The organism is Hippea maritima DSM 10411 (assembly GCF_000194135.1).
Taxonomy (GTDB): domain Bacteria; phylum Campylobacterota_A; class Desulfurellia; order Desulfurellales; family Hippeaceae; genus Hippea; species Hippea maritima.
Genome location: NC_015318.1, coordinates 819,404 through 833,106, shown reverse-complemented (window position 1 = coordinate 833,106; position 13,703 = coordinate 819,404). Strand labels below are relative to the sequence as shown.

15 protein-coding genes and 2 tRNA genes are annotated in these 13,703 nt (G+C 37.6%); 5 read left to right on the top strand and 12 right to left on the bottom strand.

Annotation, left to right across the window (positions count from 1 at the left end):
- Nucleotides 1-35: 35 nt before the first annotated feature.
- Genes HIPMA_RS04320 through HIPMA_RS04310 form a run of 3 tightly spaced genes read left to right on the top strand, consistent with a single transcriptional unit; the run spans nucleotide 36 to nucleotide 1,832 of the window.
- On the top strand, nucleotides 36-716 hold the full coding sequence (locus HIPMA_RS04320) for a 2,3-bisphosphoglycerate-dependent phosphoglycerate mutase (protein WP_013681850.1): 681 nt from the start codon (nucleotides 36-38) through the stop codon (nucleotides 714-716).
- Nucleotides 703-1,116 carry an LUD domain-containing protein gene (locus tag HIPMA_RS09155; protein ID WP_013681849.1) on the top strand — a complete coding sequence of 138 codons (414 nt, stop codon included), beginning with the start codon at nucleotides 703-705 and terminating at the stop codon, nucleotides 1,114-1,116. The genes HIPMA_RS04320 and HIPMA_RS09155 overlap by 14 nt, the downstream gene beginning before the upstream one ends.
- Nucleotides 1,113-1,832 carry a DUF815 domain-containing protein gene (locus tag HIPMA_RS04310; RefSeq protein ID WP_013681848.1) on the top strand — a complete coding sequence of 240 codons (720 nt, stop codon included), beginning with the start codon at nucleotides 1,113-1,115 and terminating at the stop codon, nucleotides 1,830-1,832. The genes HIPMA_RS09155 and HIPMA_RS04310 overlap by 4 nt, the downstream gene beginning before the upstream one ends.
- On the opposite strand, the gene HIPMA_RS04305 is transcribed toward HIPMA_RS04310, so the two are convergent.
- From HIPMA_RS04305 to HIPMA_RS04265, 10 genes are all read right to left on the bottom strand, one after another.
- Entirely contained in the window at nucleotides 1,827-2,429 is a 603-nt protein-coding gene (locus HIPMA_RS04305; protein ID WP_013681847.1) for a LysE family translocator, read from the bottom strand. The genes HIPMA_RS04310 and HIPMA_RS04305 overlap by 6 nt on opposite strands.
- Before the next feature lie 8 nt (nucleotides 2,430-2,437).
- Entirely contained in the window at nucleotides 2,438-3,601 is a 1,164-nt protein-coding gene (locus HIPMA_RS04300; protein WP_013681846.1) for an NAD(P)/FAD-dependent oxidoreductase, read from the bottom strand.
- On the bottom strand, nucleotides 3,598-5,409 hold the full coding sequence (locus HIPMA_RS04295) for an aldehyde ferredoxin oxidoreductase family protein (protein ID WP_013681845.1): 1,812 nt from the start codon (nucleotides 5,407-5,409) through the stop codon (nucleotides 3,598-3,600). The genes HIPMA_RS04300 and HIPMA_RS04295 overlap by 4 nt, the downstream gene beginning before the upstream one ends.
- Before the next feature lies 1 nt (nucleotide 5,410).
- Nucleotides 5,411-5,884 carry a 4Fe-4S dicluster domain-containing protein gene (locus HIPMA_RS04290; protein WP_013681844.1) on the bottom strand — a complete coding sequence of 158 codons (474 nt, stop codon included), beginning with the start codon at nucleotides 5,882-5,884 and terminating at the stop codon, nucleotides 5,411-5,413.
- Between the two features lie 10 nt (nucleotides 5,885-5,894).
- Entirely contained in the window at nucleotides 5,895-6,758 is an 864-nt protein-coding gene (locus tag HIPMA_RS04285; RefSeq protein ID WP_013681843.1) for a DUF808 family protein, read from the bottom strand.
- A 265-nt stretch (nucleotides 6,759-7,023) separates the two neighbouring features.
- The gene (locus tag HIPMA_RS09635) at nucleotides 7,024-7,377 is read right to left on the bottom strand and encodes a hypothetical protein (RefSeq protein ID WP_218915365.1); all 354 of its coding nucleotides are present in this window, start codon (nucleotides 7,375-7,377) and stop codon (nucleotides 7,024-7,026) included.
- A gap of 242 nt (nucleotides 7,378-7,619) precedes the next feature.
- Nucleotides 7,620-7,748, bottom strand: a complete 129-nt coding sequence (locus tag HIPMA_RS09870; protein ID WP_218915364.1) for an HTH domain-containing protein — start codon at nucleotides 7,746-7,748, stop codon at nucleotides 7,620-7,622.
- A gap of 3 nt (nucleotides 7,749-7,751) precedes the next feature.
- Nucleotides 7,752-9,257, bottom strand: coding sequence for a restriction endonuclease subunit S (locus tag HIPMA_RS04275; RefSeq protein ID WP_013681841.1), 1,506 nt, complete (start codon nucleotides 9,255-9,257; stop codon nucleotides 7,752-7,754).
- Between the two features lies 1 nt (nucleotide 9,258).
- Complete coding sequence (locus HIPMA_RS04270; protein WP_013681840.1) at nucleotides 9,259-11,403, bottom strand: HsdM family class I SAM-dependent methyltransferase; 2,145 nt, start codon at nucleotides 11,401-11,403, stop codon at nucleotides 9,259-9,261.
- A 5-nt stretch (nucleotides 11,404-11,408) separates the two neighbouring features.
- Nucleotides 11,409-11,627, bottom strand: coding sequence for a helix-turn-helix domain-containing protein (locus tag HIPMA_RS04265; protein ID WP_013681839.1), 219 nt, complete (start codon nucleotides 11,625-11,627; stop codon nucleotides 11,409-11,411).
- 59 nt (nucleotides 11,628-11,686) lie between these two features.
- Here HIPMA_RS04265 and HIPMA_RS04260 point away from each other — a divergent pair, with 59 nt between their 5' ends.
- Both HIPMA_RS04260 and HIPMA_RS09395 read left to right on the top strand, forming a co-directional pair.
- Nucleotides 11,687-11,941: a hypothetical protein gene (locus HIPMA_RS04260; protein ID WP_041323969.1), complete on the top strand. Its 255-nt coding sequence runs from the start codon at nucleotides 11,687-11,689 to the stop codon at nucleotides 11,939-11,941.
- 104 nt (nucleotides 11,942-12,045) lie between these two features.
- On the top strand, nucleotides 12,046-13,521 hold the full coding sequence (locus HIPMA_RS09395) for a recombinase family protein (RefSeq protein WP_013681838.1): 1,476 nt from the start codon (nucleotides 12,046-12,048) through the stop codon (nucleotides 13,519-13,521).
- Here HIPMA_RS09395 and HIPMA_RS04250 read toward each other — a convergent pair.
- A tRNA-Ser gene (locus tag HIPMA_RS04250) sits at nucleotides 13,480-13,574 on the bottom strand. The genes HIPMA_RS09395 and HIPMA_RS04250 overlap by 42 nt on opposite strands.
- Nucleotides 13,575-13,587: 13 nt before the next feature.
- Nucleotides 13,588-13,679, bottom strand: a tRNA-Ser gene (locus HIPMA_RS04245).
- Between the last annotated feature and the right edge of the window lie 24 nt (nucleotides 13,680-13,703).

Sequence of the window (13,703 nt, the reverse complement as noted above, 5' to 3'; positions counted from 1 at the left end):
TTTAGCAACAAGTAAAACAAAAAAGGAGAAATGATATGGCTGTGTTAGTACTTTTAAGGCATGGTAAATCTATGTGGAATAAGTTAAATCTCTTTACTGGATGGGTTGATGTGCCTTTAGCTGAAGAAGGAATTGATGAGGCACTAAAAGCTGGCGAAAGGCTTAAGAATTGTTGCTTTGATGAGGTCTATACTTCTGTGTTAATTCGCTCAATTCAAACAGCCATGATATCATTATCAAAAAATAAATGCGGGAAAATTCCTATAATACAACACAACGAAGGTAAAATGAAAGATTGGGCTAACATGCCAGAAAACATACCTGTTTTACCGGTATATGAGATTGAGGAACTCAACGAGAGGTATTATGGAAACCTGCAGGGGTTGAACAAGCAGGAGATGGCAGAGAAATTCGGTGCAGAGATGGTTCACAGATGGAGAAGAAGCTATGACATCAACCCTCCGGGGGGTGAATCCCTAAAGGACAATTATGAAAGAACGATACCGTTTTTTAAATCCACTATAATTCCAAAGCTTCAGGAGGGTAAAAATATACTCATAAGTGCGCACGGGAATAGCCTGAGGGCTATAGTAAAGTTTATAGAGAACATATCGGACAATGACATACCAAAATTCGAAATTCCCACGGGAAAACCTCTGATTTATGATTACAAAAACGGGGGTTTTATAAAGAAATCGGACGATGAAAACGATTGAACAGTTCAAAAAAACGGCAAGCCTAAACGGTGTTGAGGTTATAAATTTTGAAGAAATAGAGCCAAAACTATCCGAATTAGGCTATGATGGTAAAACCCACTTTTCAAAGGATGGGGTTGGGGTTGTTTTGGCTATTTCGGCTGCTGCAAGTGAGGGTAATGCCTTGGTTAGCTCAAACACAGAGCAGGAGCTGTCCTGCCTGATAGACAACAAAGAGCTGTATATAATCATAAACAAAGACGATATCTATCCCTCGATGTATGAGGCATACAAAAAATCCAGTGTTATTCAGTGGAATTATCTTATGTTCATCGGAGCAGAAAGCAAAACAGCAGATATAGAAAAACAGCTTGTAAGCGGCGTTCAGGCAGCAGAAAGGGTCGTGTTTGTTTTAAGATGAAATGGGCTTTCATTTACAAAAGTGGCAAACTCAAACCTGTCATAAACTTTAGCAACATAAACACATCCCAGCTTATAGGACTTGATGCACAGATCCTGTTAATTAGAAAAAATATCGAAGCGTTTATAAGCAAAAAGCCGTTTTTGAATATGCTTCTTTGGGGTGAAAGGGGTTGCGGCAAATCCTCGCTAATTAAGGCTTTTGCCAACGAGTATCACAAAAAGGGATTAAAGATCATCCAGGTAAACTATGACAACAGCGATCTATACGACCTGTATGATTATGTCTCAAAAGAGCCATACAGGTTTATTCTGTTTTTCGATGACATATCCTTTGACCACAGGGACAACAACTATAGGCAGTTTAAATCGATGCTTGAGGGTGGACTTGAAGAAAAACCCGACAATGTGATGTTTGTTGCCACATCAAACAAAAGGCATCTGATTAAAGATAGTGTGGCTAAAACCGATACGATCTATGATGTTGATGAGATAAATGAGCAGATGTCGCTGTATGGCAGGTTCGGTCTTGTTGTATCATTCCGTTCGCCCGATAGGGAAACATATCTAAAAATCGTCAGGTTTTATATGGAAAAATACGAGGTTAATGAGTTTAAAGACTGGGAAAAGCAGGCCTGCGCCTTTGCCACATCAAAAGGTACAAGGAACGGCCGCATTGCAAAGCAGTTCGTTATCTCTCACCTTTTAGGATTATAGGATAAGCATAAGCTTGCTGTATGAATAATGCAAAAGCTCAACTGAAAAGAAGAAGAAGATCAGGGATGATACTGTATTTATGATAGTTGCAACCTTGGGGTTTAAAAAGTTCTTTCTCAACATCTCTGTTAAGGCTATGGTTAAAATAAAGGCTAAAACGATCCCACCAAATAGAAACATAAGTGTTGATATAAGCTTTCCCCTCTCAAGAAACGGCGCTATGATGGCGCTAAAAAAGATTATGGCTTTGGGATTTGATAGATTGACCGTTAACCCTTTAAGGTAAAATGTCTTGGCCTTTGGTTGTCTTACCCTTACCTCATCCTTTCTGTGCTTGAATATCTCATGGGCCACATAGAACAGATAGATGCCCCCAAAAAACGATATGAGCATTTGAAAATATGCGCTCCTGCCCACAGATGAAAGGCCAATAATCAAGATAGCAATAACTATGAAATTCCCTGTTAAAATCCCGCTTAGCGCCTTAAGACCCTCCTTAAATGAATGGTTTATGGTGGTCTGAACGATAAACAGTATATCAGGCCCTGGCGTTAGAGCAGCTATAAAACCGATAACAGACAACTCAATAAAACTCATACCCTCTCCTATACATTACCAAACAACAGATAGTTGAGCTCGTATTTTCGTATGCCTGTTCTATCCTTAACAAGTCGCACCAATCCGCCATAATTTCTAACCTGGCCAACCATACAAAAGCCTCTTAGGAGTCCATCCTTGATTACAACCATCCTAAAACCATCACTTTCTGATTCAACCACATCACCATCAAACCCAATACTATCACCGCCTGTGAATATGTCAATACCAAAGATGGGCAGGATATTTCTTGAGATTTCAGGTTCTGCTTTTATGTTTAGTCCAACAGCATTCTTGGCTGCTATCTTTGCCTGAGCAATAGCCACAGGCCAGATCGCATGGAGCCTTTTATCGTTCCATATGGCATCCTCGCTTTCTGCTATATCGCCAGCGGCAAAAACATCCTCTTTGGCCTTCAAAAATTCATCAACAATCACACCTGTGTTTATTTTTACCGTTTTATCTATAAAGTGAGTATTGGGTCTTACACCCTTTCCAACAACAACAAAATCTGAATTTAACTCCTCACCGTCTTTTAGTTTTACATAAATACCGTTATCCATTTTTTGCATAAATTCCACATCGTTTGATGTATAGAATTTAACAGGATACAAAGACTCTATGTGGTTTTGAACAAGTTTAGCTGCCCTATCTGGTAAAATCTGTGATAGGATCCTGCTGGATGATACAACAACGCTAACAGAAAAGCCTAACTTAACAAAGGCAAAGGCCATCTCAAGGCTTACAAGCCCAGCCCCTAAAACAACAATATGCCTAAACCTGGCTTTTTTCAGCTTTTCACCTATCGCCTTTATATCTGAAGCATACCTAACGCCAAACAACCCACCATCGTAATCGCCTTTATATTCAGGTATATAAGCATCAGCCCCTGCAGCTATGATCGCCTTATCAAACGAATATGTGTAATTATGGGTCTTTATGGTTTTACTTGTTGTATCTATTACTTTTACCTCGCAATTTAGGACAATATCATCGGGGTTTATCTCAAAAGACGATTCCGTCTGATTATAGAGCATATATGGAAGCATCATCTTGGCATAGGGCTGTCTATCCTCTTTGGAGAAAACCTTAACCTCTATCGTTTTATCTATATCCTTAATCGTCTTATAGGCATAAAAAGCGGCTATACTGCCGCCTATTATAGCTATCATAACAACCCCTCAAGCCCCAACTCTTTTAGTTTCTCCTGCGTTGGAAAGCCGTTTTCATCCCAGCCTCTTAACCTGTAATACTCAGGCAACATCTTAGAGATATCGGTTGTTTCACCCTTTGCTGGCCCTGTTTTTATAGGTTCTTTCTCCATACGCTCTGGAAGCCTATCATCATTGGATGAAAAACCGGCTTTTATGTTGAAAATCCTTTCTAAGTTCCAGATTCTTTCACCCTTTTTAACAAACTCATCCTTATCACACTCAAAACCCGTAGCCGAGGCGAATAATTCGGCAATCTCTTTGGCTTTCAAACCGAATGTTGTAAACAAACAGATCCCTGCAGAATCCAAAGCAGCTGTTATATCCTGGAGTTTTTTGGTCAGCTTTGCCTTACCCTCATAACTGCTCTTATCCAATCCACCCAACACCTCAGCGCCTATTGTATAACCCCTAACATGGCAGGCTCCCCTGTTGCTTGTGGCATACTCAAGACCTATACCCTTGATAGCCCTTGGGTCGTATGCGGGAAACTCCTGCTTCTTAACACTCATCGAAAACTCCGGATGGCCGTAATGTTCTGCAAGCCTATATGAACCCTTGGCCAATAGTTTTCCAAAATCTGTATTCTGCTCGCACATCGACTTGATAGCTTCAACCATAGCCTCAGCATCACCAAACCTCAGCTCAAATCCCACATCGCTTTTGGGTATATATCCAGCCTCAAACAGATCCATAGCACATGCCACGGTGGCACCAGCAGATATCGTATCCAAACCGTATTCGTTGCACAGATAGTTTGCCATAACAATGGCATCTAAATCATCCACTCCGCATGCAGCACCAAGTGCCCAGATCGTCTCATACTCAGGCCCAACCCCTTTGTTTCCTGTATATTTACCCTTGCTTATCTGGGTTATCCTACCGCAGGCTATGGAGCAGCTATCGCAAGCCTCAGCCTTTATTAGGTATTCTTTTGTCAATCTCTCACCGCTAATCGAAGCTGTACCTTCAAAGTAGGCATCATGGGCGTTTCTCGTAGGCAGTCCGCCTGCACTGTTTATAACATTTACAAGCACAGCTGTCCCGTATTTTGCCCCACCCTTGCCTGAGAAGGCATCCTTGCTTAAGATATCCCTTGCCTCAAACACAGCCTTTGCAAACCTCTCTTTATCTGCAACCTTTATGGATATATGGCCTTTAACAGCCACACCTTTTAAGTTTTTACTGCCCATAACAGCACCGATACCGGTTCTTCCAGCCATCCTGCGACCATCGAATGTTATATTGGAGATAAGCGAGAGTTTCTCTGCAGCAGGGCCTATCTGAAGAGTGGAGGCCTCAGGATGGGTAAACCTTTTAAGTAATTTATCTGTCTCCTTCGTGTTTTTGCCTAAAAGCTTTGAGGCATCCCTTATTTCAGCCCTTCCTTTGTATATCCACAGATAGACAGGTTTTTCAGCCTTACCTTCAATAACGATCATATCATAGCCAGCCCGCTTTAGCTCTCCTGCAAAATGACCACCGGAGTTTGAGCATGCTATAGTCCCATTTAAAGCGCCTTTTGTAATCACCATAACCCTGCCAGATGATGGAGCATAGGTGGAGCCCAAAGGTCCTGTGGCTATAATTAGCTTGTTTTCTTCACTTAACGGGTCGATTGTTGGGTCTATCTCTTCAAATAAAAGCCTTTCACCATAACCCCTTCCGCCTATAAAATCCTCAGCCCATTTTAAATTTATATCCTCGGTCGATATTGTCTGCTCCGTTAGATTAACCCTTAAAATCTTGCCTGCATATCCGCCGACCATATCACACCCCCACCATGGCTGTTCTTTTAAGGTTTGCTGCAGCCCTTATCTGTTTATCCAAAACGGCATCCTCCACATCCACAAATTCAAGCGCTCCCGCATGACAAACCTTTACACATTTAGGATCGCCCCCGCATAGATCGCATTTGATAACCCTCTTTGAATCGCTGCTTAACTTAATGTTGCCCCACGGACAGGCTATCACGCACTGCTTACAGCCTATGCATTTATTATAATCAAGTTCAACAATGCCACTTTGAGATCTGCCTAAGGCTTTGGTTGGGCACACATCCACACAATAGGCCTCATTACACTGGGTGCAATAGGTAGGAACGAAGACAAAATCATCTAAAAACTCGCTGATATGAATCCTTGAATTTAAGGGGTTAAAATCTCCATTGTGGGCAAAAGAGCACGCATACTCACAAGCCCTACAACCCGTGCATTTGTCAATGTCAACCATTAAAACCTTCATAAAACCCCCTTTAGCTTTTCAAAATCAGGCCTGCAAATTTTACAAGTCCTTCCTTTATCATGAATGAAAAACCGCCCACAATAAAACCCACCATCATCTCGATTATAAGGATGGGTATATTTATTTCAAACATATCCAATAAATGGTGAATAAACTCAAGTTTATGCATATATATACCGCCGCAGACCAAAAACATAGCCAGCGTTCCAACTACCGATAGTATTTTTACAACATACGGCATAGCCTCTATAAGGGCAATACCTATACTTCTTAGAAACCTACCCTTTTTATCGCTTAACTGTATCAGTTTTATGCCGATGTCGTCCATTCTAACTATCAAAGCCACAAAACCATATACACCAGCAGTGGCAACAACTGAAACTACAGCAACGGTAGGTATTTGGATATACAGCGGCTTTCCTAAAACGCTGCTTATAGCCATAACAACAATTTCAATAGATAAAATAAAATCGGTTTTTATAGCAGACCTTATTTTCTCCTTATCCGTAAGCTCTTTATTTTGTTCTTTTTTGTGTTTTTTTGTGAAAACAAACTCATAAACCTTCTCAAACGCCTCATAGGATATATAAATCCCGCCCAATAGAAGTATAGGAACTATAAGCCATTCTGCCAGAATTTCTAAAATAAAAACTATCGGCAAAAGTATTGCCTTATTTATCAAAGAACCTTTTATTATAGCAATAAGAATGGGTATTTCTTTTGAGGAATCAAAACCTGAAGCCTTTTTGGCATTTACAGCCACATCATCACCCAGCAGACTGACGGTGTTCTTTGTTGCTATTTTTGTGGCTGATGCAATATCGTCCATAAGTGTGGATATATCATCAAGCAGAGCAAAGAAACCACTTGCCATATTTTTTCCTTGATGGTTATTGGTTGAATTCTATCAGAAGCCTTTTATTAATTCAAGAAGGGTTGAATGGCGGAGTCTGTTCGAAAAAATTCGAACCGATTTCGCCCAAAACCGATAAAACTCGCGGGGCGGGAGGCATTCCCCTTGAGACCTCGCCCTTTAAGCCCGCCCCGAGGAAGGCGCGACCTTTGGACTTCCCGATTTCAAGTTTTTCTAATCCGCCAAGGGCGTATTGCTCGGCTTCGCCGAGCTTGGCGACAAATTCTTAGATTCTTTGCATTTGTTTTAAAATAGCATTGGATAATTCTTTTTTGTCTATTAAGTATTCATCCCATTTGTTGCTGTCTTTTTTGCCCCTGCCGGCTACAAAACCAAACCGCTTGCCCCCTTCCAGCCTATTGGCAAGTTTTATAAAATCCGGCGCCGGCACAAACCAAAGATAATCCCACAAATCGCCCTCTGAAGTATCAAAAAAGCAAAAAACTAATGCCATAGAATAATGTTCAAAAACAGTGCTCGCCTTCACGGTTGCGGTGTAAATGCTTTTTGGATCATCGCCAAAGCGGCTTTTTATTTGCAAAAACATTGTTTTTAAGCTTCCTTTTTCTTTAACGATCAAATCAATCCCTTCATCATCAGAAATTGGCTTATAACAAGAAAGGGTCGTTTCTCCATACAAACTAACAAGCTCGGCAATACGCGCTTCGGCAATATCGCCTTTTTGTTTAGTAGAAACATTGGGCGAAATAGTAATTTTGTTTTCTTTTTCTTCTTTAGCTCCTTTTTTCGTTTGCGGCTCTTTGTAGTTTGGGTTTATGGCAAAAGTAGAGGGTGCTGCTTTAATAAAAGGAGATTTTTCGCCTAAGCGGTTAATATCAACAACAGGCGGGCAAGCCCCAGCTTTAAAGCTCGTCTAGTAATCTCTCGGCTGTGCAAGGGCTTTCCAGCTTCCTTTAATATTTCGTAAGCTAAATCTTTAAAGGTTTTCATAGGTTAAAGTGTAAAGTTAAAATGAATACTAATCTCTTCATCCATTACAATTTGATATATTACTTCATTTAATCTTTCTTTTAATTTCTTAGCGGACAAATCAAGTTGTAAAATCCCTGCTTTTTCATTCCATTTAGAATCTTCTTCCAAGAAATTATTAAGATTTAAGTCAGTAGGATAATCAACAGGATTATAATAAAGCTCAGCAATTTCTTTTTGTTTTGATTCTGGGAAGTTTGGGAAAGGAATGTTAATAATTTGAGATATTTTGATTTCTGGCATTTTAGAACCAACAGATAAATTAGAAACAAAATTTCTATAAAATTGAGAATTAAGCAAAGCTGTCAAAAAAATCAAATTATAATTCCCATTTTCTATCCTGTAACATCCTTGATTATGGTGACCCTCTCCTAAATCTTTATAATCATAATAAAAACCTCTTATCAAATCTTCTTTGTTTCCTCTATTTATTAATATTAAACAATTTCTTTTGATGTTGTTTTTTTTACTTTTTATAGCTATTTTTTCTATATTATCTAAATAACCATATTTAGATATGAATGTTGGAGTTACCCAAGTAAACTCGCCTTTACCAAAAATCCTCTCATTTTGCTTAGGTGTTGAGCCACCTCTTAGATCCGATTCTTCTAAATAGAAAAAACCACCTTTATAATTTTGAATTAAAAACTCGTAATATTTAAAATTCCTTTTATAAAGCTTCGTATCTAATCTTCCTACTTTTTCAATCTCTAGGATATCTGGCAATTTATACTCAAATTTATTTGGCTTTTGATTTTCTAAAAGTTCTTTTTCTATCTTTTCAAGAATTAATTTATGCTTTCTTCTGATTTCTTTTTCTTTGTTTATGATTGCTTTTGTTAAAAGTTCTACATACTCTATTACTTCGTCTGAATTTTTTTGATTTGGAAAGGGAATAGAAATACTTAGTAAAGTGTCTTTGTCAAAAGTATCTAAACCTCCTATTGCACCTATAGGTCCGAAATTAGATTGAATTTTACAAAATTCATTTTTTAAAAATGCCAAGATATAGTATTTAATTTTGTTGTCAAAAAATAATTTGAGAATATGTGATGATGGTATTGAATTATCTAAAATTTCATCCGCAATAACAACTTCACCGACATTGCCTCCTGTAACAAATAAAATATCTCCTTCTTTAATAATTCTTTGACTATTTTTGCCTTTAGCATTTTCAAAATCTTTAGGTCTTAAATATTCAAAACTTCCATTAATACTTAAATCTGGCAAGAAACTATACGGTGTAAAAGCTTTTGTTCTAATAAACTTATACCCTGTTTCAATATCAATATAAGAATTTGAACCAACTTCTTTACCTGCTATTGGTTCTTGCGTTAGTAATCCGCTTACCGTTTTAACATTTTGATTCTTAATCTCCACTCTTCTAAACAATGAGGGAGATAACGCAAAACCTTTATTTTCAATTTCACTTATGTTTAAAGTTTTTGGAACAACAACATAGGATGTCATGTTACTTCTCTTTTAGAAACAAATCTTTTAATGTTTCCTCTTGAGTAAGAGCCCATTCTCTAAATTCCTTAATGGTTTGTGTAAATTCCTCATCTAAAACAGGCCTTCCTTCCTCATCTTGTACAACTTCAAAAGTTTCTTTATCTATTTTGTAAATTGGCTCAAAGTATTTTACTCTTTTTTTTGTTTTTACTTCATAACCTACTTTTTGAATATCTTTAACAAAAACCTCATAATTTTGTTCTTTCAATCTTTTTAGTTCTTTAGGATTTGGTTTATAAGCAACTATCAAAGTAGTATTAACTCCTGTATCTGCAAAAACATTTGCGGGTAAATCAAACAAAGCAACAATTCTCATTTTATCAATTAACCATTTTCTTGCTTTTTCCCATCTGTCAATAGAAGCAATAGAATTTGATAAAACGATTCCCAACCTTCCATTTTCTTTTAAGATTCTGTATGCATTCTCCAAAAAGACAAGCCCTAAGTCTATCCAATTCCCGGCTCTTGCAATATGCCATAATTCATAAAGTTCAGCTAATTTTTTTTCTTCTGTTGTTTTTGGTTCCCATTTCCTATCTTCTCCAAATGGAGGATTTGTTAACACAACATCAAACTTCAGCAACTTAGTATCATCTCTCCAATTATCCCAATTCCCCTTACTATGTAAATCAGGAATCAATTCTACTGGCTCATTTTTAATGGATATTTTATGGGTTATTGAACCTTTATCAGGAATATAATATAACTTAGCGTTTCCGTCTCCATTAAGAAGCATATTCAACTGAGCAAGCATAACCATTTGTTCATCATTATCGACTCCATAAATGTTATTATCATCCAATTTACTATTTGAATTCACATAAGAAACCGATAAAAAGTCTGCAACTCCTGCAGTAGGATCGATTACGGTTTCCCCGTTTCTTGGATTTACTATCTCAACTAAAAAATCAATTAAAGGTAAAGGTGTGATAAATTGCCCTTTTTGTTCTTTTGAAAAGGCGCTTGCAAAACGATAAAATATTAATTGATATAAATCTGTTTTATGTGATTTTACAAAAGAGAAATCCTGAAATTGCTTTACGGTTTCTACTAATATTTTCACATGTGCATTATTTCTAAGATTTATTTTCTGTTCTTTTAAAATAGTGTAGTATGTGCTTTGGGCATCTTCGAATAATTTTTGCATTCTTTTTAAGAAGGGTTCTATTTTTTCATCATTTAGATTTGAATAATTAGCTTCCTTATTTGTTATGTAGAATTTTAATTTTTCCCTGTTATTTTTTTCATTTCTTTTTTCATCAAATATCTTTAAAGCAAGAATCTGTATAAGTAACTCGTAACCTTTTTGATTAACCATGCTTACTTTGTCCATTGTTCTCAAAATGTTGGACATTGCATCATTAAGCTGGGTAGAATGCACGCCAGAAATCTTTCCAAGATCATTTATAGTTCTACTTGTTCTGTCTATTTCTAATGGTTTATTGACTTGATTAATAAGCTCTTCAAACGAAGGAATATTAGAATATGGGTCAGTCAAATGTAACGATAAATCTTTAGTTGTACTTTTTTCACCTTTTTGATTATAAGATTCATCATATCTCAGTATTTTACCATTCTTCTTTTGGAAAATATAAAGCCTTTCTGTATCATATAAAAACCCTATACAGAAATCGGCTTCAGACTCTTTCATATACGCTTTTAATTGTTGGTTAAAAACAGTTTCAATATCTTTACTATTCTCTTTCTTGAATTCTATTACTCCTACTAAGTGTTTTCTTAACCAATCTAAATCGTCCTGTTTTCTTTCGTCCCAAAATCTTTTGTATATCTCAAACCAATTTTTATCATCAAAAATAGCGCCATCTAATTTAATTGGTGCAGAATTTTTATTTCCTTTAGGCAAGTAAACTTCACAACCTAAATAATCCTTCGAATAAAGACCAGAATTAACTAATGCATAAAAGAACTGCCATTTATAAAATTCTTCATTAGGTTCTCCTTTCGAGTTTTTAATTGGAAACTCTTTATTAAATTCAAGATGTACAGGTATGAATGAGGTAAATGTGTCTTTATTTGCGAATTTATTATTAAATTCTTCTTTTTTATCTAAAAATGATGACATTATTTTGTGTGCGATATTCATATTGCTTATTTTGAATTTATTAATTCCTCGATTGTTATATTTAACGCCTTCGCAATTTTCGCTACCACATACACCGAGGGCTTTTTAATAACGCCTGTTTCGATTTTTGTTAAAGTCGTATAAGGCACATCAGCTTTACGGGCAAGTTCGTCTTGAGATAACCCAAGACCAGTTCTTAATTTTTTGATCTTCTTCCCTAATTTATTGCCTTGATTATTTTCCATATTTTGCCACCATAAAATTGTTGATATTTTCTTCTTTCATTATTATACTAACAAATATAATGAAAGCAAGCAAATTTTTACAAGTCAAAGATGAGAAAAAGCCCGCTTTTGGCCAAAATAAAGTTCGAGCCGATATTTTTTCAGGTTCTTTGGCAGTTTTTCAATCCGAAAAGGTCGCCTTCCGCGGGGCGGGCTTAAAGGGCGAGGTCTCAAGGGGAATGCCGCCCGCCCCGCGAGTTTTATCGGTTTTGGGCGAAATCGGTTCGAATTTTTTCGAACAGACTCCGCCAATTGGTATTCTGGGGGGAATTTAAAAGGGCACGCCAGCCGATTTTCCCTTCAAATATTTTTTACCTTTGCGTGCGAAGCACGCAGGCCAAAAGCGGGCTTTTCCGAAATCTATTCTTAAGGTAAAACTATGAAATATTTCATTTATGCCAGAAAATCAACAGACAGCGAAGAAAGACAGGTTTTATCAATTGAAGCTCAGCTTGCTGAGCTAAAAGAATTTGCCGCCAAAGAAAAACTTGAAATCGTCGCCTCGCTTTGCGAGGCAAAAACTGCCAAAGAACCTGGCCGAACTGTGTTCGGCGAAATGTTAGACAGAATTGAAAAGGGCGAAGCCCAAGGAATTTTGGCTTGGCATCCTGATAGATTGGCAAGAAATTCCATTGATGGCGGAAGGATTATCTATCTGCTGGACACAGGAAAACTTAAAGATTTAAAATTCCCTACTTTTTGGTTTGATAATACGCCACAAGGCAAGTTTATGTTGAACATTGCCTTTGGGCAAAGCAAATATTACATAGATAATCTTTCAGAAAACATTAAACGAGGACACAGAGCAAAACTACGAAAAGGCATTTGGCCCAGCTTTGCCCCTCTTGGATATCTTAACAACCATAAGACAAAAGGCATAGATATTGATCCAGAGAAAGCACCGCTTATCAGAAAAGCGTTTGAATTATACGCAACTGGAGAATACACTCTAAAAGCAATTGCCAAAATTTTAAAAGACGCAGGGCTACGAAGCTACAAAGGCAAGGTGCTTTCTGTTTCCTGTGTCCAGCGAATGCTTAAAAATCCATTTTACTATGGTGTCTTTAGGTTTAATGGCAAAATGTACGATGGAAGCCACGAGCCAATTATTTCCAAGAAACTTTTTGATGCTGTTCAACAGGTAATGAATAACAGAGGCAAGAGAAAGCGGAAAAGAAAACATAACTTTGCTTTTTCTGGACTTATGCGTTGCGGAAATTGCGGTTGCATGATTACTGCTGAAATTCAAAAGGGACATATTTATTACCGTTGCACCAAGAAAAAGCAAAAATGCAATGAAAAGTATTTGAGGGAAGAAAAACTTGTTGAACAGCTAAAAGCAATAATTCAAAAAGTTTCCTTGCCTGATGAATGGGCAGAGAAGATGTTGGCAGAAATTGAGAAAGAGAAGGAGCAGGCCAAACAAGAAACAAAATCACTTGTTCAAAATCTTTTAGATCAAAAGGCGGCAATTGAAAAGAAAATGGACAGATTGCTTGATCTTTATATTGAGGGCAAAGGCATTGAACCGGAGGAATATCAAGCTAAAAAACAGAAACTCCTTAATGAAAAACTGGAAATTCAACAGAAGATTAAAGATTTTGAACAAGCAGGAAATAATTGGCTCGAACCAATGAAAGAAATGATTTTAGCTAGTAGCCAAGCCAAAATTCTATTGTCGCAGAGCGACAATTCTCAAATTCGAACATTTCTAAAAAATATCGGCTCGAACTTTATTTTAAAAGGTAAAAAATTCCACTTTGAAGGGAAAATCGGCTGGCGTGCCCTTTTAAATTCCCCCCAGAATACCAATTGGCGGAGAGGGAGGGATTCGAACCCTCGGTGCAGGTTTTAGCCCACACACTCGCTTAGCAGGCGAGCGCCTTCAGCCAGCTCGGCCACCTCTCCAAAAAACAGGAAATGGCGGAGGAGGTAGGATTCGAACCCACGGAGCCCTTGCGAGCTCAGCGGTTTTCAAGACCGCCGCCTTAAGCCAGACTCGGCCACTCCTCCGCTTCTCTTTTGCGGTTAAATAAA

Excerpts from the sequence above, each read along its gene's own strand:
- HIPMA_RS04310 (WP_013681848.1), top strand. The coding sequence starts at position 1,113 with ATGAAATGGGCTTTCATTTACAAAAGTGGCAAACTCAAACCTGTCATA.
- HIPMA_RS04270 (WP_013681840.1), bottom strand. The coding sequence starts at position 11,403 with ATGAATATCGCACACAAAATAATGTCATCATTTTTAGATAAAAAAGAA.
- HIPMA_RS04260 (WP_041323969.1), top strand. The coding sequence starts at position 11,687 with ATGAAAGCAAGCAAATTTTTACAAGTCAAAGATGAGAAAAAGCCCGCT.
- HIPMA_RS04290 (WP_013681844.1), bottom strand. The coding sequence starts at position 5,884 with ATGAAGGTTTTAATGGTTGACATTGACAAATGCACGGGTTGTAGGGCT.
- HIPMA_RS04305 (WP_013681847.1), bottom strand. The coding sequence starts at position 2,429 with ATGAGTTTTATTGAGTTGTCTGTTATCGGTTTTATAGCTGCTCTAACG.
- HIPMA_RS04295 (WP_013681845.1), bottom strand. The coding sequence starts at position 5,409 with ATGGTCGGCGGATATGCAGGCAAGATTTTAAGGGTTAATCTAACGGAG.
- HIPMA_RS04285 (WP_013681843.1), bottom strand. The coding sequence starts at position 6,758 with ATGGCAAGTGGTTTCTTTGCTCTGCTTGATGATATATCCACACTTATG.
- HIPMA_RS04265 (WP_013681839.1), bottom strand. The coding sequence starts at position 11,627 with ATGGAAAATAATCAAGGCAATAAATTAGGGAAGAAGATCAAAAAATTA.
- HIPMA_RS09155 (WP_013681849.1), top strand. The coding sequence starts at position 703 with ATGAAAACGATTGAACAGTTCAAAAAAACGGCAAGCCTAAACGGTGTT.
- HIPMA_RS04300 (WP_013681846.1), bottom strand. The coding sequence starts at position 3,601 with ATGATAGCTATAATAGGCGGCAGTATAGCCGCTTTTTATGCCTATAAG.
- HIPMA_RS04275 (WP_013681841.1), bottom strand. The coding sequence starts at position 9,257 with ATGACATCCTATGTTGTTGTTCCAAAAACTTTAAACATAAGTGAAATT.
- HIPMA_RS04320 (WP_013681850.1), top strand. The coding sequence starts at position 36 with ATGGCTGTGTTAGTACTTTTAAGGCATGGTAAATCTATGTGGAATAAG.
- HIPMA_RS09395 (WP_013681838.1), top strand. The coding sequence starts at position 12,046 with ATGAAATATTTCATTTATGCCAGAAAATCAACAGACAGCGAAGAAAGA.
- HIPMA_RS09870 (WP_218915364.1), bottom strand. The coding sequence starts at position 7,748 with ATGAAAACCTTTAAAGATTTAGCTTACGAAATATTAAAGGAAGCTGGA.